The organism is Streptomyces sp. H39-C1, assembly GCF_027158125.1.
GTDB lineage: Bacteria > Actinomycetota > Actinomycetes > Streptomycetales > Streptomycetaceae > Actinacidiphila > Actinacidiphila fildesensis.
Genome location: NZ_JAPVLS010000021.1, coordinates 78,722 through 95,963, shown reverse-complemented (window position 1 = coordinate 95,963; position 17,242 = coordinate 78,722). Strand labels below are relative to the sequence as shown.

The window sequence follows — 17,242 nt, the reverse complement described above, 5'->3', positions numbered from 1 at the left end:
CGGATGCGGTGTTGCGGACGCGATGTCAGAGGAAGAGAGGAACCGGATTGAGGTTCTCGTACCCCAGCGGCGTCGTGCGACGGCCGAGCAGGACCGGAACGTCGAACAGGCGGCCCGGTGCGAAGCGGGCCCAGAAGTGGCGCAGCCCCGGCACGATGACCTTGACGACCGGCAGGCCGATGTCGGGCCGCGTCTGATCGAGGACGAGCAGTTCCATTCCCTTGGCCTCCACCAGACGCTGGATTCCCATGACGTCGTCGAGCAGGTCCGGATGGGCGGTGTACGGGTAGTCGTCCGGGGTGGACATCGGAGCCAGCGGATCAGGCAGCAGATACGGTTGGTTGGCGACGGTGGCGGTACGGCACCAATCCAGGATGTCGTTGCCCGAACACTCGTAACCCCCGCCGTCCGGTCGGGCGTTCATGACAAAGGGCAGCATCTGGTCGAGCTCGGTGAGTGCCCGGCGCAGCGCGACACGCATGTCGAAGTGGGCGCCGAGCCCGATCACGATGTCCTCGTCCTCCTTGTCCGTACGCCGGGACAGGGCCGCAACCGCGGGGATGCCGAAGTCGGCGGTCAGGTCCAGGGCCCACAGCTCGCGGTTCCGGCCCGCGTACAGGGAGCGCCGCTCGGCGATCCAGGGCTCCTCGAACGCGCTGAGACTGAGCCCCGGATGGCGGGTGCGGTTGTACCACCACAGGGCCGTCGAATCGCGCTCCACGAGTTCGAGGAAGCCCTGCACGATGGCGTCCTCCAGGCTGCTTCCGGCCGCACACCCGTTGGAGTCGGCCGAGCAGAAGCCGCCGCCGGAGGATTCGGGGGTGTTGTAGTACAGCATGCTGGTCGGCAGCAGCCGCTGCCGCTGCTCGGTGAGCGACCAGACCGGTGTCCAGTCCACGTCGGCGGTGACGTCGAACTCCTCGTTCACCTGTTGGAAGTCCCCGTGCGCAGCGTTCCAGCGGTCCCGGTCCGCGTACTGGCGCTCGTCGAAGAGCTGGCAGCGGTTCGGGTGGATGGCCGGCTCGCCGAGGTTCCGCAGCGAATCGCGTACGCGCAGTTCCTCGCCGGTGAACACACCGGAGAACCTCTCGAGCGCCTCGCACAGCGCCCCGACCTCGGCCTCCACCGAGGTCACACCTTTGCCGGCGCTCATACCGCGGAAGCCGTGCCGCAAGGAGCGCAGCCCCGGCGTCCCCAGCGCCATGTTGTGGCCCGCCCGGTACACCTGGAGTCCGGGTGGCGCGGCCGGGTCGGGGTCGAGCCGGCTCACCACCCCGGTCAGCGGGCTGACCTGCGTCCGGTAGCGGGCCAGGACGTTCTCGGGAGAGGCGGACCGGTCGCCGCTGCCGTTCGCGTACGCCTTGGAACGCGAACGCAACGGCAGCGGACGTCCGATCCGTTCGGTACTGAGAGAGGGATCCCCGCAGAAGGCGCACTGCGGGCGGCGCTGTACCGCGTGATGACGGGCCGTCATCGTGAAGTTGTCCAGGGTCAGTACGGACTGCTGCCCGTGGTAGCGGTGCCCGGCCATCCATTTCGCCGCTTCGAGAGCCACCATGTGCAGTCCCACCCCCTGGCTCGGGGGTATGGAGGCCTGCGGAATCAGCAGTGGACCGGAACGCCCCAACGTGCGCTGGACGTGATTCTCCACTTCCCGGTGACCGCGCAGTCGGTGGGCGAGGCAGTTCCAGCACGGGCCCTCACCCGGCTGGAACACGGGGCCGAGCCAGATGTCGGCCCCGTGCGGCTTCGCCAGCAGCCACGGCCGTCCGGCCGCGCGATGCGATGCGTCGACCGCGGCCAGTTCGCTGGCCAGGTAGTCGTCGCAGACCACGACGGACAGGTCGGCGCCCGGGATTCCGCAGCTGGACCCCGTCACCGCGGAGGTGGCGTGGACCGACACCCCGGTGGCCTGCAGCGCGGCCCTTACCGCGCTGCCGTCGACCGCGCCGACCGTGAGAATGCGAACCGATCCGTCCGCCAGCCGGGCCGCGGTCTGCGCGCCGTCGAGCCCGGCCAGTTCCCAGAACGCGAGCCCCGTCCTGGCCGGGTTCTCCAACGTGCGTGCGGTACGCCGGAAGTCGACCAGTGCGGCATTGGCGAGTTGGGCCAGTACGTATCCGATTTGCTCCGGGGCGAGTTCCCGTCCGGCGTCCCGGATTATCTCGTTGATTCCCCGGCGGCCGTCCATGAGCGGAGCCATGAGCTCCAACTGCGGACAGTCGATCATCTTCACGTCCCGCTCGGAGAAGAGATATGTCCCCTCGCCCGGTATTACCTCAGCGCGCAGATGAGCCTTGAACTCCGTCATAGCAGCATCCCCCTGTGCCGGCACGGTTTTAGTGGATCATCCCTTGGCGCAGAAACAACTGACGGAGCCGCGTGCCTTCATCTCTCCCGTGAAGTCCTCGATCACCAGCGCCAGTTGCGGTGCCGGCGGGAGGGCGGGGGTGCTGACGTCGCCGGTGACGTGCAAGCCGAACTCGGCGAGTACCTGGGAGGGGTTCTGTGCGTACCGGAGGCTTAAGGCCGGCTCGATCCAACTGAGCGCCACCAGCTCCGCGAAGCGCCAGTCCTGCTCTATTGCGTCCATTCTCGTTCTCCAGTTCTGTGACCTGTTCATGGCCGGTTGATGCGTTCCTGGCGGTACACCGAGGAGTGTGCGGCTGAAAATCGGGCAGCGAACAGTGGGTCGGTCATGGAACTCATGTGAAGATTTCATGATCTCGGAATCCCGCCCTCCCCTGAAACCCGTGAAGATCTCACTGTTCAGGTCAATGCCCTCGATGGGAACCTTTGCTCGTGCTCCTATGTGCGCAGCGATCGCCGGGTCGAGACGACACAACGGCGGCGTGGAACGGGGAGAGGACGGCACCGATGGAGATCAACGTCTTGGGACCATTGACGGCGAGCGAAGCCGGCACTTCGATTGTGCCGAGCGCCGCCAAGCCGCGGCAGATCCTGGCCGTTCTCGCTCTGAACGCCAACCATGTCGTGACTGTCGCCAGGTTGATGGAGGAGCTGTGGGGTTCCGATCTGCCGCGCAGTGCTCCGACGACGCTGCAGACGTACATTCTGCAGCTCCGCCGGAAACTGAGCGCGGCGCTGGGGTCGGTCACCGGAGCGAAGGACGTGCTGGCCACCCGGCACAGCGGCTATCAGCTGAGCATGGACTCCGCGGCCATCGACGCCTGGCAGTTCGACCAGCTGACGGTGGCGGGATACGCGGCCTACGAGGCCGGGGACGTCGCCCGGGCCTCCCGCCGGCTGAGCGATGCGCTGAACCTGTGGCGGGGGCCGGCGCTGGTCGACCTGCAGCACGGAACGCTGCTCGAGGTCGAGGTCATGCGGCTGAGGGAAAGCCGCCTCGCGGCGCTGGAGCGCCGGCTCGACGCCGACCTGGCCATGCGCCGGCATCATGAGTTGCTCGGCGAACTGGCCGGTCTGACCGCGGAATTCCCGCTGCACGAGAACCTGCACGCACAATTCATGCTGGCGCTCTACCGGTGCGGCCGCCCTTCGCAGGCGCTCGAGGCATTTCGCCGGCTGCGGTCCGGTCTCGTGGACGAGCTGGGGCTCGAGCCTTCCGCCCGGGTGCAGCGCCTGCAACGGGCGATTCTCTCCGCGGACCCGGTACTCGACGGGGTTCACCCCGGCGCGGTGGTCGGAGTGGCGAGTATCGGCTGAGGCCCGGCCGGCTGCTCCAGCCTGCGTCCAGTGACCTTCCAGGCGGCCTGTGGACGATCGCGGCATCCGTCCGGATGCGGGCGGAACAAGTCCAGGAGGCGGTCGGCTGTGGGTGGATATCTGGCGGTGAGACCAAAAATGGCCGCCAGGCTTCGGCTTTTCTGCTTTCACCACGCGGGTGGCGGCGCAATGTCGTTCGCTCGATGGCAGAATCGTTTCGGCTCTGACATTTCCGTTATCCCGGTACGGCTCCCCGGACGTGAGACGCGATTGCGTGAAGAGCGCGTCACCGATGGAGAACAGTTGTCGCGCGAACTGGAAGCCGAGCTGGGGCCCTTTCTCGACCGACCGTACGCCCTCTACGGGCACAGTCTCGGCGCCCTGGTCGCCTACTCCTTCGCCCTCCACCACCACAGGTCGGGAGGACGTCCGCCCGAGGTGCTGACGGTCGGAGCCTGCTCCGCACCGCACTTGGGGATGCCGGACCTGGAGGGTGCGGAAGGGTCCGACGAACGGGTGCTCTCGGTGATGAGGGCGTCCGGCGGCATCACCAGCCAGCTGCTGGACCGGCCGCAGTGGCTGCAACTCACGATGGCGATCATGCGGGACGATCTGCTGCTCGCCGCCGGCCTGCGGGCCGCGGCGGGAGACCCGCTCCCGTGCCCGGTGCTGGCCGTGTCCGGCCAGGACGACCTGCTGGTACCGCCGGGTGCGGTACATGCCTGGTCCCGCTACGCGCCCGAGGGTTTCCGGACGGGCTCGGTGCCCGGGGACCACTTGTTCGTAAGGGACGCCGACCTGGCCGATCTGCTGCGCGCCGAGCTCGAAGAGCGGCGTCCGCTGGAACCGGCCATCTGACCCTCGAGAGGAGCCGAGAAGATGGACATTGGTGTGCTTGGCCCCTGCCGGGTGACGCAGGCGGGACAATCAGTCGTCCCGACTGCGATCAAGCCCCGCAAGGTGCTCGCCCTGCTCGCCCTGCAGCCGGACCGGGTGGTCTCGGTGAGTTCGCTGATCGAGGAGTTGTGGGGCGGCAATCCGCCGCGCAGCGTGCAGACCACCCTGCAGACGTACATCCTGCAGATCCGGAACCTGATCACCAGGTCACTGGCCGGTGAGGACCAGCGCGATCTGCCGCTGGGAGCCAAGAGCGTCCTGGTCACCGAGGCGGGAGGCTACCTGCTAGACACCCAGGGCGGTGTGGTGGACTCCGTGGAGTACGAGCGGCTGGCGGGTGCCGGCCACCGGGCCCTGGAGTCCGGCGACCACTCCGGGGCAGCGCTGCTGTTCCAGCAGGCGCTCGCACTGTGGCGCGGCCCGGCGCTCGTGGACGTGCAGGTCGGCCCGTTGCTGGAGGCGGAGGTGACTCGGCTGGAGGAATCGCGGATGAGCATCCTCAGCCAGCGCATCGAGGCCGATCTGCAGCTCGGCCGGCACCACGAGATTCTGGGCGAACTGGCCGGGCTGGCTGCCCAGCACCCCACGCACGAGAGGTTGCAGGGCCAGCTGATGCTCGCCCTGTACCGGGCCGGCCGCCGGGGCGGCGCCCTTGAGGCCTACCACCGCATGCGCGTGGTGCTCGGCAGGGAGCTGGGACTCGACCCGTCCGCGGCGTTGCAGGAACTGCAGCAGGCGATGCTCGCGTCGGACCCGGGACTCGAATGCGACCCGGTCGGTTCGCTGACCGGCGGGGGACCGCTGCGAGTGGTGCGCGCCGGCTGACCGGCACAGTGACAGGGCGGGCCGGCGCGTGGATCAGGATTCGCGGGCCGAGATCTGGGTCAGGCAGGTGAGCAGGCTCCGGTTGAAGGTGGCGATGAAACCCTCCGGCGTACCGGTGTCGCGGGGCCGTGAGAGATACGGGGCGAGCTTGCGCTCCACCTCCTGGACGCCGGGCTGGGAGGCCATGAAGCGGGCCACGTCCTGGAGGTCGCCTTCGTACTCGATGACCCGGACCATCGTGGCGTCCCTGATGAAGACAGCGGTGGCGAGGATCCGGGTCGTCTCCGCGCCGTCGGCGCCCTCGACGACGGGGGAGCCCACCCGACGGAATCCGCCGAAGATCTCCCCGATCTCCTTCTCATAACCGGCCTTGATGTCGTAGGTGATGGCGGCGAACGGCATGGGCGGCCTCCGAAGGCGGCAAGGGGGTCGGCGGACCTGCTCGGTCCCGCCGATGCGGGCCGGGAACGGCCCCGGCACCTATCGTCACCCTCGCGCTCTCGCGGCACTGGAGCGCTGCTCGGCCCCCGCACGAGACGTTCGCGCGAGGGCCGGGCCGACTTGGGTGATCGTGGCTATGTGCCGGCTGCGTCCTGCGCCCCGGGATGCGAGGGGGCAGGAGGCCGGGGGGCGGACAGTCGTACGTCGATGAGACTGAGCCCGTACCGTTCGACCGCGTCCCGCAGATCCGCGGTGGTCGGCGGGCGGTCCGGGTGGATCGTGAGGTCGAGCCGGCGCTGCGCGGCGGGACCGTAGAGGCGGATCAGCCGGAGATAGCCGTTCGCGATCCGGACCGGGTCCGTCACCAGATCCAGGCGGGCGGGCCGGCGGTCCCCCTGCCAGGTGATCTCGGCATCCCCACCCCCCGCGAAGTTGTGCCGCCAGTTGCCCGAAGTGGCCAGCACCAGATCCTCGTCGAGGGTGTGCGCGCCCACCGGGATGGTGAACGCCCGCCCCGTGCGCCGGCCGGTGAAGTGCAGCAGCAGCAACCGCTGCGCCATGGGTCCCGGAGCAGGCGCGGACAGCGCGGCGATCACGGCCGCGTTGTCAGGCAGGCCCTCGTCGCCAGGCCGTCCCAGTTCGATCAGGGGCCGCGCGGTGGGGCTCATCGGAGCACTGCCACGGCCGAGGCGGTCAGGATCAGGGCCACGATCGCGAACGCGGTACGCAACGCATGCCAGTTGCGCCACTGCTGGCGCGGGTCCTGCCAGTCGGGGCTGAGGTTGTTCTCGTCCTGGCTCTTCACCCGGTTGTTGATCGGCACGTTCCGGGTCTGGGAGACAACGGCGACACCCACCATGAAAGCGCCCGCCACGGCGAACAGCGGCCGGCTCGCGGTGGACTCGGTCCGGAAGGCCGCGAAGACGTCGACGACCACGGAGGTCATGACGAGGTACGGCATGATGTGGTCGTAGCGGCGGCCGAGAAGCCTGTGCGTCGTGATGTACCGGTCCGCAGGCATCGCGATCAACGCGGGCATGACACTGATCGCCACGGCGAACAGCACTCCGGCGACGATGCCGGTGCCCAGGATCACGGCGACGCTCAGCACTTGCAGCAACACCATGCTCATCCCTCTCTCGACTGTGGGTCCACGGTCAGTTCGCGGCAACGTCGCAGGGATCTCTCGGCGGGTACTGGAAGACCGGTCGAATCCGGGACGCGGCCGCGGGCCGGGCTCCGCAGCACCACGGCGCCGGGGGAGCGCTCGCGACCGCCCCGGCCCACTCCGGCTCAAGTCCTTCTGGAGGAAGGGTGGTCACGCTGCCGTCCGGGTCCTTCAGCGGGCTCACGACAGTGAGGAGAGGAAACCGGATGAGTGATTTCACTCTGCAGGAGCTGACCGCGAAGCTGCGCGAGTGCGCGGGCGAGCCCGACGGTGTCGACCTCGACGGAGACGTCCAGGACACCCCCTTCATGGAACTCGGATACGACTCGCTCGCGCTGCTCCAGGTGACCGGTGTCATCAAGCGGGAGCGCAGGATCGACCTTTCGGACGACGCCGTGGTCGAGGCGGAAACACCGCGCATCCTGCTGAAGATGATCAATACCAGCCTGGCGCAACCCAGCTGACCAGCACAGCACGGCCGTCCCGCCGGGCGACCGGTCGCTGTCGAGATCGAATTCTGTGGGAGGAATCGGATGCCGTACGGAGCGATCATGTACCGGGTGAAGCCCGGTCACGAGGATGAGATCGCCAAGATCTTCGAGAATTTCAACCGGGTGGACACCGCGGACCTGCGGTCCGACGACGGTCAGCAGACCGGTCGCATTCTCGGGACCGGACTCTTCATCAAGGACGATGTGATGGTCCGGGTCATCCACTACGAGGGTGATCTGGCTGCCGTGGGCAAGCACATGGCCACCCAACCGGGCGTGCATGCGGCCGAGGCCCGGTTGGCTCCCTATCTGCAGGAGGAGCGGGACACATCGTCCCCGCGGGCGTTCGGCGAGTACTTCCGGAATGCCTCCATGCGCAGCCTCCTCCAACTCGACGTGGAAACGCTGGAGACCAAGGCGTGACCGCACCCTGACGGGGTCGTCTCCCGGAGCTCCGTGCGATCGGGCCGATCGCACGGAGCTCCGGCGCGTCCCCGGCCGGCCGCCCGGCCCACCGGCTCCGACGCGCTCCGATGCGCGATGCAGTCCGATTCGAGCAGGTCTTTAGAGCCAGCTGTGACGGTTCCGGCTGATGGTTCGAGGAACTCGTATGAAGGAGGTCGACGGTGCACCGGACATTAATCGTGGCGAAGATGCAGCCGGGTAAGGCAGACGACATCGCGAAGATCTTCGCTGAGTCGGATGCGTCGGATCTGCCGCACATGATCGGCGTGTCGCGACGGACCCTCTTCGCTTTCCACGATCTGTACTTTCACCTGGTCGAGGCGGACGCGGACATCACCGACGGCCTCTACCGGGCGCGCAGCCACCCGCTCTACGACGACATCAACCGCAAGCTCGCGGAGTGCGTGTCACCGTACGACCCGAACTGGAAAGAGCCCAAGGACGCCATGGCCGTGCCCTTCTACGTGTGGACTCCGGAGCAGGGGAGGATCCAATGACCACGCAGCAGCCTGTGCGCATCTCGGCGAACGAGGTCGCGTCCAACCGCAAGCGCGGTGGCGACATCCGGGTAACGCTCAGTCCGGTGACTGCGGGCTCGACCTCGGGCTTCGGCGGAGTGATGTACCTGGACCCGTCGGAGTTCGTGACCGAGCACTACCACCCGTACTCCGAGGAGTTCATCCACGTCATCGCCGGAGAACTGGAGATGACGCTCGACGGTGAACCGCTCAAACTCGGCCCGGGGGACTCCCTGCTGGTGCCGATCGGTGTACGCCACCGGCTGGTCAACATCGGTGAGGTCCAGGCGCACTGTGCCTTCCACCTCTCCCCGTTGGCACCCCGGCCCGACCTCGGCCATGTGGACACCGAGAAGCCGACCAACCCCCAGGCGCCCAACCCGAACGTGGGCGGGGCCCCGTGAGCCGTCGCGCGGTGGTCACCGGGATCGGTGTCCTGGCACCAGGAAGCCTGGGCCGAGAGGGCTTCTGGGATCAGCTCTCCGCCGGCCGCACCGCCACCCGGCGCATCACCCTCTTCGATCCCGCGCCGTTCCGCTCCCAGGTGGCCGCGGAAGTCGACTTCGATCCGGCCGCCGCCGGTCTGACTCCCCAGCAGATCCGCCGGATGGACCGTGCCGCGCAGTTCGCCGTGGTGTGCGCACGCGAGGCGCTCGCGGACAGCGGAGCCGAACTCGCCGCGCTCCCGCCGGAGCGGATCGCGGTGTCCATCGGCAGCGCGGTCGGCTGCACCATGGGCCTGGAGGAGGAGTACGTCACCCTCAGCGACGGCGGCAAGAACTGGCTCGTCGACAGCAGTTACGGGGTACCGCACCTCTACGGCTACATGGTGCCCAGCACCCTGGCGGTGGAGGTCGCCCACGCGGTGGGAGCCGAGGGCCCCGTGTCCCTGGTCTCCACCGGCTGCACCTCGGGTCTGGACTCCATCGGACATGGAGTGCAGCTGATCGAGGAGGGTTCCGCCGACATCGTACTGGCGGGCGCCACCGACGCCCCGCTCTCCCCGATCACCGCCGCCTGCTTCGACGCGATCAAGGCGACCACGCCGAACAACGCCGACCCGGAACACGCCTCGCGGCCGTTCGACCGGGACCGCGACGGCTTCGTCCTGGCCGAGGGCTCGGCGGTCCTCATCCTGGAGGAGAAGTCGGCCGCGGAAGCTCGCGGCGCCCGCATCTACGGGGAGTTCGTCGGGTTCGCCGGACGCAGCAACGCCTTCCACATGACCGGTCTCAAGGCCGAGGGCCGGGAGATGGCGGAGGCCATCAGGGCCGCCCTCGACCAGGCGAAACTCGACCCGACCGCCGTCGGCTACATCAACGCCCACGGCTCGGGCACCAAACAGAACGACCGGCACGAGACCGCCGCGTTCAAGCGGAGCCTGGGCGACCACGCCTACCACGTGCCGGTCAGCTCCATCAAGTCCATGGTCGGCCACTCGCTGGGAGCGATCGGTTCCATCGAGGTCGCGGCCTGCGCGCTGGCCCTGGACCGCCAGGTGGTCCCGCCCACCGCCAACCTGAAGAACCCCGACGCCGAGTGCGACCTGGACTACGTGCCGGTCACCGCCCGGGACCACGCCATGGATGTGGTGCTCAGCGTGGGCAGCGGATTCGGCGGCTTCCAGAGCGCGATGGTGCTGGCCAGGCCCGGCGCTGTCCCGTATGAGAGGAGCTGACGGTGAGCAGCGCGACGAACGGATCGTCGGCCGCCCCGGTGATCACCGGTCTGGGAGTCACCGCGCCGACGGGTCTGACGGCGGACGAGCACTGGGCGGCGGTCCTGGCCGGGAAGCCGGCCATCGGCCGGATCACCCGTTTCGACCCGTCCAGCTATCCGGTCCAACTCGCCGGAGAGGTAGCGGACTTCGACACCAAGGCCAGGGTGCCCAGCCGGCTGATCCACCAGACGGACCGCTGGACCCACCTGGGTCTGTCCGCCGCCGCCGAGGCGCTGGAGGATGCCGAGGTGGTGCCGGCCGAACTGCCCGAGTTCGAGATGGCCGTGGTCACCGCGGCTTCCTCCGGCGGCACCGAGTTCGGCCAGCACGAGATGGAGAACCTGTACCAGCACGACCCGTCCTGGGTCGGTGCCTACCAGTCGATCGCCTGGTTCTACGCGGCGTCCACCGGTCAGATCTCCATCCGGCACGGCATGCGCGGACCCTGCGGTGTGCTCTGCTGCGAGCAGGCCGGCGGGCTGGACGCGATCGGGCAGAGCCGTCGGCTGCTGCGTGGCAGCTCCCGGCTGGTCGTGACCGGCGGAACGGACGCCTCGCTGTGTCCGTACGGTCTGACCGCCCAGTTGAGCACCGGGAACCTGTCCACCGTCAGCGACCCGGGACGGGCCTACCTGCCGTTCGACACCGCGGCCAGCGGCTATGTGCCCGGTGAGGGTGGCGCGATGCTGATCCTGGAACGGGCCGCGGACGCGGAGGCTCGCGGCGCCGGCGGCTACGCCCGGGTGCTCGGTTACGCGGCGGGGTTCGACCCGGCGCCCGGATCCGAGCGCCCGCCGGCGCTGCGCCGCACTCTGGAGGCGGCCCTCGCGGACGCCGGAGTGACACCCGCCGGGGTCGACGTGGTCTTCGCGGACGCGTCGGGTGTTCCCGCACAGGACGCGGCGGAAGCCGCGGCGATCCGGGCCGTTTTCGGGCCGGGCAGCGTGCCGGTCACGGCTCCCAAGACGCTGACCGGACGGCTCTACGGCGGTGGTGCGGCCCTCGACGTGGCGACCGCCGCGCTGGCCCTGCGTGACCAGGTGATCCCGCACACCGTCGGACCCGAGTCACCGGTTCCCGGGTACGGCCTGGATCTGGTGCTCGGCGAACCACGGGCCGCCGCGCTGCGCACCGTACTGGTCCTGGCCCGGGGACACGGCGGTTTCAACGCGGCCTTGGTACTGGGACGTCCGGCTTCCTGACAGCGGAGCGGGACGAAGGCGAGAGACAAGGGAGAGTGGCGATGGCCGGGCACACCGACAACGAGATAGTGATCAACGCACCGATCGACGAGGTCTGGGAGAGCACCAACGACGTGGTCAACTGGCCGGATCTGTTCAGCGAGTACGCCAAGGCCGAGATCCTGGAACAGGACGGGCAGACCGTGACGTTCCGGCTGACCATGCACCCGGACGACGAAGGCCGGGTGTGGAGCTGGGTGTCGGAGCGCACCCCCGACCCGGTGACCCGCACGGTGCGCGCGCACCGGGTGGAGACCGGGCCGTTCGAGTTCATGAACATCTACTGGGAGTACACCGAGACACCCGAAGGCGTGCGGATGCGCTGGGTGCAGGACTTCCACATGAAGCCGCAGGCACCCGCGGACGATGCCGGCATGACCGAACACCTGAATCGGAACACTGCCATCCAGATGAAGCTCATCAAGGACAAGGTCGAGGCCGCTTCCCTCCGGAAGTAGCCGCGGACGTACCCCCGGAGGTCACCGGTGCCCGCTCTCCTCATCCCTCTCGTGCTGCTGATGAACGGGCTCGCGGCCGGATGCATGCTCGGTACGCTGCTCGGCGGCTGGCCACTGCTCGCGGGTCTGCCCGACGACGGCTACGTCCGGACCCACGCGTTCTTCTCCGGCCGCTACGACCCGTACATGCCCATCTGCACGCTGGGCACCCTGCTGGGCGACAGCGTTCTCGCCGCCGGTGTGGGTGACGGCTGGGCCAGGGCCTGCTTCACCGCCGCGGCACTGCTCGCGCTCTGCACCGTGGTCATCTCCTTCGCCAAGAACGTCCCCGTCAACCGGTGGATCCGCACCGTGGACCCGGACAACCTGCCTACCGGCTTCGACGCCACGGAGCGCCGCAGCCAGTGGGGCCTGTGGAACAAGCGGCGCAGCGTGATCACCATGCTCGCCCTGCTGTCCAACTGCGCGGCGCTGGCCACGCTTCTTTGAGGAGGAACAGATGGATCTCGAACTGCAAGGAAAGAAGGCGCTGGTCACCGGCGGCACCCGTGGTGTCGGACGCGGCATAGTGCTCGCACTGGCCCGCGCCGGCGTCGATGTCATCACCTGCTACCTACAGGAAGGGGAGCGGGTCGCCACCCTGGAGCGCGAGCTCAAGGAGATCGGCGGCGACCACCACGTGCTGCGCGCCGACCTGAGTGACCCCGCGCAGGTCGCGAGCCTGCTGGAGCAGGCGGGCAGCCTGTACGGCCACCTCGACCTGGTGGTCAACAACGCGGGCACCATCAGCCACATCCCCTACGCGAAGCTCCCGTTCGAGGAATGGCAGCGCATCGTCGCCACCAACCTCACCGCCACCCACCTGGTGACGCAGAACGCCCTGCCGCTACTGGGCGAGGGCTCCTCCGTCGTGAGCATCGGATCCAAGGGCGCGGAGGCGGGGATCCCGCTGCGGGCGCACTACACGGCGACGAAGTCGGCACTGGTCGGGCTCACCCGCTCGCTCGCCAAGGAGCTGGGCTCCCAGGGTATCCGGATCAACGTGGTCGCCCTCGGCGTCATCGAGACCGAGGCGCTCTACGACCTGCCGCAGGAGCAGCAGGACCTGATGGTCCAGCGCTACAGCAGCAAGACCGCGCTCGGCCGGCTCGGCCGGACCGACGAGGTCGCCGGCGCCATCCTGTGGCTCGCCAGTGACCTGTCCCGCTACGTCACCGGTGCCACCATCTCGGTCGACGGGGGAATCTCCTGATGGCCGGCGGAGCCTTCCGGGTGATGCTGGAAATGACGATCAAGCCCGGTCTGTCGGCGGAGTTCGAGCAGGAGTGGCGCAGTGGTACCGACGCGGTCACCGGCCACCCCGCGAACATCGGCCAGTGGCTGGCTCGCAGCACCGCCGACGAGGACACCTACTACATCGTCAGCGACTGGGTCGACGAGACGGGCTTCCGGGCGTTCGAGGACGGCAAGGCGCACGTCGCCCATCGCGAGCGACTGCACGCCTACCGCGCCTCGGCGACCTTCGACACCATGCGGGTGGTCGAGCACATCCAGGGAGCCGCCCATGCCGCCTGAGGCGGGCGAGGTCCTGGTGATGATCCATCACCAGGCCCGGGACGAGGCCGAGCTGGCCGCGGTGCGCGAGGCGTACCACGTGGTCAGCCGGCGGCTCGCCGACGTGCCGGGAATGCTCGCCAATGAGTTGCTGCAGTCCGCCCTCGACCCCTCGGCCCTGACCGTGGTGAGCCGGTGGGCGGATCTCGCGGCCTTCCAGTCATGGGAAGAGGGCGCCGGGCACCGCGCGGACACCGCTCCGCTGCGGCCGTACCGCGACACACGACTCTCCGCTCCGTTCGGTATCTACCGGGTCGACGCGGCGTACTGAAGGAGGAGCAGATGGAGCAGGGACTGGCCGGCAAACGCGTACTGATCACCGGCGGTACGCGCGGCATCGGAAGGGCGGCGGCACTGGCCTTCGCGCGCGCCGGCGCTCGCGTCGTGGTGGTGTCGCGCAGCGCGGGGGAGGACGGCGAGTCACTCGCCCGCGAGTTGAAGGAGACCGGTGACGGACATCTGCTGCTGCGCGCGGACGTGACCGACGCCGCCGACGTCCGTACGGTGGCCGCACAGGTGAGGGAGGCCGTCGGGGGGCTCGACGTTCTCGTGAACAATGTCGGAGTGGACGGCCAGGTCTGGTTCGCGGAGCTGCCCGAGTCCGAATGGCACCGGGTTTTCGACCACAACGTCACCTCGGCCTACCTGATGACCCAGGCCGCGCTCGACCTGCTCGTCGACGGTGCCTCGGTGGTGAACATCGGATCCTCGGTGGCGCTGCGCGGCCGGGTCCGCGGAGTGCACTACACCGCCTCCAAAGCCGCGCTGATCGGGCTCACCCGCGCGCTGTGCAAGGAACTCGGGCCTCGTTCGATCCGCGTGAACACCATCGCGCCGGGTCTCACCGAGACCGAACCGGGCGCCGGTCTGCCGCCGGAGGCCGTGGAGCGGATCGTCGGGATGACCGCGCTCGGCCGGATCTGCACTCCGCAGGACGTGGCGGGCGCCGTGCTCTTTCTGGCCGGCGACACCTCCCGCTACATCTCGGGCGCCACGCTCAATGTCGACGGCGGGGTCTGACCGTGGACATCGGACTCGGGCTGCCCACCACCGTTCCCGACAAGTCCGGGCCTGGACTGGCCGCCTGGGCGCGTGCGGCCGAGGACTCAGGTTTCACCACTCTGGGCGTGCTGGACCGGCTGGTGTATGACAACTTCGAACCGTTGATGTCGCTGGCGGTGGCGGCCGCGGTCACCACCCGCATCAAGCTGGCCAGCACCATTCTCATAGCCGGCTATCGCGGTGGGGCGGCGCTGCTCGCCAAGCAGACGGCGACCCTCGACGCGGTCTCCGGGGGGCGGTTCACGCTCGGTGTCGCCGCCGGAGGCCGTGACGACGACTACAAGGCCACCGGCGCCGACTACGCCGGTCGGGGGGCGCGGCTGGACGAACTCCTCGGTGAACTCCGCGACATCTGGAGCGGGGAGGGTCCGGGGCCCGTCATCGGTCCGCTCCCCGCCGGGCAGGGCGGTATCCCGCTGCTGGTCGGAGGCCATTCCCGGACCGCGATGAGGCGTTCGGCGAGATTCGGCACCGGCTGGATCGCGGGCGGCAGCTCGGCCACGGCCTACGGGGAACTGGTCCGCCAGGCACAGCACGAATGGACGCTGGCCGGGCGCACCGAACGGCCCAGGATGGTCTCGCTGGTGTATGCGTGCCTCGGCCCGGACGCCGGATCGACGGCGGGCCGCTATCTGCGCGACTACTACTCGTTCATCGGCGTGAAGGCCGAACGGGCCGCCAGCGGCGTGCTCGTGGACGCGGCGCAGATCCGTGACGCGGCCCAGGCGTACGCGGAGGCCGGTTGTGACGAGCTGATCCTGCTGCCGTGCACCGCGGACTCCCAGCAGGTGAGTCTGCTCGCGAAGGCGGCCCTGTAGCCCCTTTTCAGGGACTTCGCACACAAGATTCCGGCCCGGACTCGTACCATGAGTCCGGGCCGGGATCTTGTGTGCGTGTTGGCCTGCGGGTGGGGCCGCGGGGCGGTGGAGTGCCGGAGGCGCCCGTCACGTCAGGTGTGACGGGCGCCTCCGGCGGCTGTGGGACGGAGCTGTGTTACCCGAGGCCGGCGGCCCGGGAGAGGACCTCGGTCAGCACCTGCTGCGGGTCCGCCACCGGCCCCTGCGAGCGCCATGCGACGAACGCGTCCGGGCGGACCAGTACCGCGCCACCCGGGCCCACGCCGTACACCGAACCCCAGTCGCGCTCCTCGCCCGGTGTCAGCTCGGCGCCAGGGCCCACCAGGTGGGCCCTGAGCGGCACACCGAGCTCTGCGGCGGCCTTCACCGCGGACTCGGCCCACGCGGCGCCGGAGGCGTCCGTGAGGAGCACGTAGGAGTCCCAGAACAGGTCGATGGTGGAAAGCTTCGAACCGTTCCGCTCCACCCATAGGTGCGGCGCCCTGGTGCCGGGCTCGCCCTTCAGTTCCAGGTGCGGAGTGAGCACCGGACCGGTCTGGTCGTGAGTGATGGCCTCCGACTTGTACCGGTACCCGAGGGTGATGATGATGTCGTCCACCATCGTCGCCCGGTCCTCGTCGGTGGCGTAGCCGTGCCGGATGCGGTTGCGCACCATGGCCTGCTCGGCCATGGCGGAGCCGACCGCGTGCCGCTCCTCGTGGTAGCTGTCCAGCAGGACGTCCCCGGCCCAGCCCTTGATGACGGCGGCCAGTTTCCACGACAGGTTGTGCGCGTCGTGGATGCCGGTGTTGGCTCCGAACCCGCCGGCAGGCGGGTGCAGATGGGCGGCGTCCCCGGCCAGGAAGATCCGTCCGGTCCTGAACCGCTCGGCGACCAGCTGGGCGCCCTGCCAGGGAACCTTGGCGACGATCTCCACGTCCATGTCGGGACGGCCGGAACCGGTCCTGACGATGTCGATGCAGCGCTCGTCGGTGAAGTCCTCGGGCTTCTCGCCCTTGTCCGGGAAGTAGATCGGGGCGGCCAGGAAGGGGTCGCAGCCGTGCAGCCGGGACAGGCCCATCAGAGTCCCGTTGACATTGGCGTAGCACAGGATGAACGGGCGGTGCTTGATCAGTGATTCCAGCTCCGGAGCCTTGAAGTAGATGCTCAGAGCGTCGAACACCGTTCCGCGGCCGCTGCGTTCCACGCCCAGCTCGGTCCGCACATGGCTGTTGGCGCCGTCCGCGCCGACCAGGTAGCCGGCCCTGATGGTGTAGCGCCGACCGGTCTCCAGCTCCTCGGCGACGGCCGTCACGCCCTCGTCGTCCTGGGTGAACTCGATCAGCTTGGTTCCGAACCTGATGTCGGCACCGAACTCCCGGGCCTTGTCGACCAGGACCCGCTCGTAGCGGTCCTGGCCGCAGCCCATCACGCGTTCGGGGCTGACGGTGGGTCCGTCCAGTGAGGGCGACTCGAGGACGACGGCGTTGTCGATGTCGGCGAAGGTGTCGACCTGGATGATCCCGCCCTCGAAGAAGGGGTGCGAGTCTCCCATCTCCAGGGCCCGGATGTCCTTGCCGATTCCGGCGGCACGGAACAACTCCAGGGTGCGCGACTGCAGGCCGGGGGCCCGCGGCAGCGTGGAGGTCGCCGTGCGCTTTTCCAGCAGAAGAGTACTGATCCCGTGGCGCCCGCTGAACAGGGCGGTGGACAGCCCGACCGGTCCGGCACCGACGATCAGTACAGGGATGTTCACGTCATACATGCGTATCCCCTCAGGAACACTGCCATGCGGACTGTCCGCGGCACAGGTAAGGGG

At 69.0% G+C, this 17,242-nt stretch carries 22 protein-coding genes; 16 read left to right on the top strand and 6 right to left on the bottom strand.

What is annotated here, in order from left to right:
- Positions 1-25 precede the first annotated feature (25 nt).
- Both O3W51_RS16580 and O3W51_RS16575 read right to left on the bottom strand, forming a co-directional pair.
- Entirely contained in the window at positions 26-2,311 is a 2,286-nt protein-coding gene (locus O3W51_RS16580; RefSeq protein WP_164293520.1) for a TOMM precursor leader peptide-binding protein, read from the bottom strand.
- Between the two features lie 36 nt (positions 2,312-2,347).
- Entirely contained in the window at positions 2,348-2,593 is a 246-nt protein-coding gene (locus O3W51_RS16575) for a hypothetical protein (protein WP_269286393.1), read from the bottom strand.
- Between the two features lie 284 nt (positions 2,594-2,877).
- Between O3W51_RS16575 and O3W51_RS16570 the strand changes: the two genes are divergently transcribed.
- The 3 genes from O3W51_RS16570 (at position 2,878) to O3W51_RS16560 (ending at position 5,409) form a co-directional block, all read left to right on the top strand.
- Positions 2,878-3,687 (top strand): AfsR/SARP family transcriptional regulator, encoded by an 810-nt coding sequence (locus O3W51_RS16570; protein ID WP_138356850.1) that lies wholly within the window; start codon positions 2,878-2,880, stop codon positions 3,685-3,687.
- Between the two features lie 138 nt (positions 3,688-3,825).
- Entirely contained in the window at positions 3,826-4,545 is a 720-nt protein-coding gene (locus tag O3W51_RS16565) for a thioesterase II family protein (protein ID WP_138356849.1), read from the top strand.
- Positions 4,546-4,566: 21 nt separating this feature from the next.
- Positions 4,567-5,409, top strand: a complete 843-nt coding sequence (locus O3W51_RS16560) for an AfsR/SARP family transcriptional regulator (protein ID WP_138356848.1) — start codon at positions 4,567-4,569, stop codon at positions 5,407-5,409.
- Between the two features lie 33 nt (positions 5,410-5,442).
- Here the strand turns inward: O3W51_RS16560 and O3W51_RS16555 are convergent, their stop codons facing one another.
- From O3W51_RS16555 to O3W51_RS16545, 3 genes are all read right to left on the bottom strand, one after another.
- A complete protein-coding gene (locus O3W51_RS16555; RefSeq protein ID WP_138356847.1) occupies positions 5,443-5,811 on the bottom strand; it encodes a SchA/CurD-like domain-containing protein in 369 nt (122 codons plus the stop codon).
- 173 nt (positions 5,812-5,984) lie between these two features.
- Positions 5,985-6,518 (bottom strand): hypothetical protein, encoded by a 534-nt coding sequence (locus tag O3W51_RS16550; protein WP_138356846.1) that lies wholly within the window; start codon positions 6,516-6,518, stop codon positions 5,985-5,987.
- Positions 6,515-6,976, bottom strand: coding sequence for an anthrone oxygenase family protein (locus tag O3W51_RS16545; protein ID WP_187145135.1), 462 nt, complete (start codon positions 6,974-6,976; stop codon positions 6,515-6,517). The genes O3W51_RS16550 and O3W51_RS16545 overlap by 4 nt, the downstream gene beginning before the upstream one ends.
- Positions 6,977-7,224: 248 nt before the next feature.
- Between O3W51_RS16545 and O3W51_RS16540 the strand changes: the two genes are divergently transcribed.
- The 13 genes from O3W51_RS16540 (at position 7,225) to O3W51_RS16480 (ending at position 15,405) form a co-directional block, all read left to right on the top strand.
- The gene (locus tag O3W51_RS16540) at positions 7,225-7,482 is read left to right on the top strand and encodes an acyl carrier protein (RefSeq protein WP_138356845.1); all 258 of its coding nucleotides are present in this window, start codon (positions 7,225-7,227) and stop codon (positions 7,480-7,482) included.
- A 69-nt stretch (positions 7,483-7,551) separates the two neighbouring features.
- The gene (locus O3W51_RS16535; RefSeq protein ID WP_138356844.1) at positions 7,552-7,932 is read left to right on the top strand and encodes a SchA/CurD-like domain-containing protein; all 381 of its coding nucleotides are present in this window, start codon (positions 7,552-7,554) and stop codon (positions 7,930-7,932) included.
- Between the two features lie 203 nt (positions 7,933-8,135).
- Positions 8,136-8,471 carry a TcmI family type II polyketide cyclase gene (locus O3W51_RS16530; protein ID WP_269286387.1) on the top strand — a complete coding sequence of 112 codons (336 nt, stop codon included), beginning with the start codon at positions 8,136-8,138 and terminating at the stop codon, positions 8,469-8,471.
- Entirely contained in the window at positions 8,468-8,896 is a 429-nt protein-coding gene (locus tag O3W51_RS16525; RefSeq protein WP_138356842.1) for a cupin domain-containing protein, read from the top strand. Before O3W51_RS16530 ends, O3W51_RS16525 begins: the two co-directional genes overlap by 4 nt.
- Positions 8,893-10,170 carry a beta-ketoacyl-[acyl-carrier-protein] synthase family protein gene (locus O3W51_RS16520; protein WP_138356841.1) on the top strand — a complete coding sequence of 426 codons (1,278 nt, stop codon included), beginning with the start codon at positions 8,893-8,895 and terminating at the stop codon, positions 10,168-10,170. The genes O3W51_RS16525 and O3W51_RS16520 overlap by 4 nt, the downstream gene beginning before the upstream one ends.
- A gap of 2 nt (positions 10,171-10,172) precedes the next feature.
- Positions 10,173-11,414 carry a ketosynthase chain-length factor gene (locus O3W51_RS16515; protein WP_138356840.1) on the top strand — a complete coding sequence of 414 codons (1,242 nt, stop codon included), beginning with the start codon at positions 10,173-10,175 and terminating at the stop codon, positions 11,412-11,414.
- Between the two features lie 41 nt (positions 11,415-11,455).
- Positions 11,456-11,911 (top strand): SRPBCC family protein, encoded by a 456-nt coding sequence (locus tag O3W51_RS16510; protein ID WP_269286383.1) that lies wholly within the window; start codon positions 11,456-11,458, stop codon positions 11,909-11,911.
- A 27-nt stretch (positions 11,912-11,938) separates the two neighbouring features.
- The gene (locus tag O3W51_RS16505) at positions 11,939-12,400 is read left to right on the top strand and encodes a DUF1772 domain-containing protein (protein WP_138356838.1); all 462 of its coding nucleotides are present in this window, start codon (positions 11,939-11,941) and stop codon (positions 12,398-12,400) included.
- Between the two features lie 10 nt (positions 12,401-12,410).
- Complete coding sequence (locus tag O3W51_RS16500; RefSeq protein WP_138356837.1) at positions 12,411-13,163, top strand: SDR family NAD(P)-dependent oxidoreductase; 753 nt, start codon at positions 12,411-12,413, stop codon at positions 13,161-13,163.
- On the top strand, positions 13,163-13,486 hold the full coding sequence (locus O3W51_RS16495; RefSeq protein WP_138356836.1) for an antibiotic biosynthesis monooxygenase family protein: 324 nt from the start codon (positions 13,163-13,165) through the stop codon (positions 13,484-13,486). Before O3W51_RS16500 ends, O3W51_RS16495 begins: the two co-directional genes overlap by 1 nt.
- Positions 13,476-13,796, top strand: coding sequence for an antibiotic biosynthesis monooxygenase family protein (locus O3W51_RS16490; protein ID WP_138356835.1), 321 nt, complete (start codon positions 13,476-13,478; stop codon positions 13,794-13,796). Before O3W51_RS16495 ends, O3W51_RS16490 begins: the two co-directional genes overlap by 11 nt.
- Before the next feature lie 11 nt (positions 13,797-13,807).
- Positions 13,808-14,545 (top strand): SDR family NAD(P)-dependent oxidoreductase, encoded by a 738-nt coding sequence (locus O3W51_RS16485; RefSeq protein WP_138356834.1) that lies wholly within the window; start codon positions 13,808-13,810, stop codon positions 14,543-14,545.
- Positions 14,546-14,547: 2 nt separating this feature from the next.
- Complete coding sequence (locus O3W51_RS16480; protein ID WP_138356833.1) at positions 14,548-15,405, top strand: LLM class flavin-dependent oxidoreductase; 858 nt, start codon at positions 14,548-14,550, stop codon at positions 15,403-15,405.
- Between the two features lie 175 nt (positions 15,406-15,580).
- Here the strand turns inward: O3W51_RS16480 and O3W51_RS16475 are convergent, their stop codons facing one another.
- A complete protein-coding gene (locus tag O3W51_RS16475; protein WP_138356832.1) occupies positions 15,581-17,188 on the bottom strand; it encodes an FAD-dependent monooxygenase in 1,608 nt (535 codons plus the stop codon).
- Positions 17,189-17,242 lie beyond the last annotated feature (54 nt).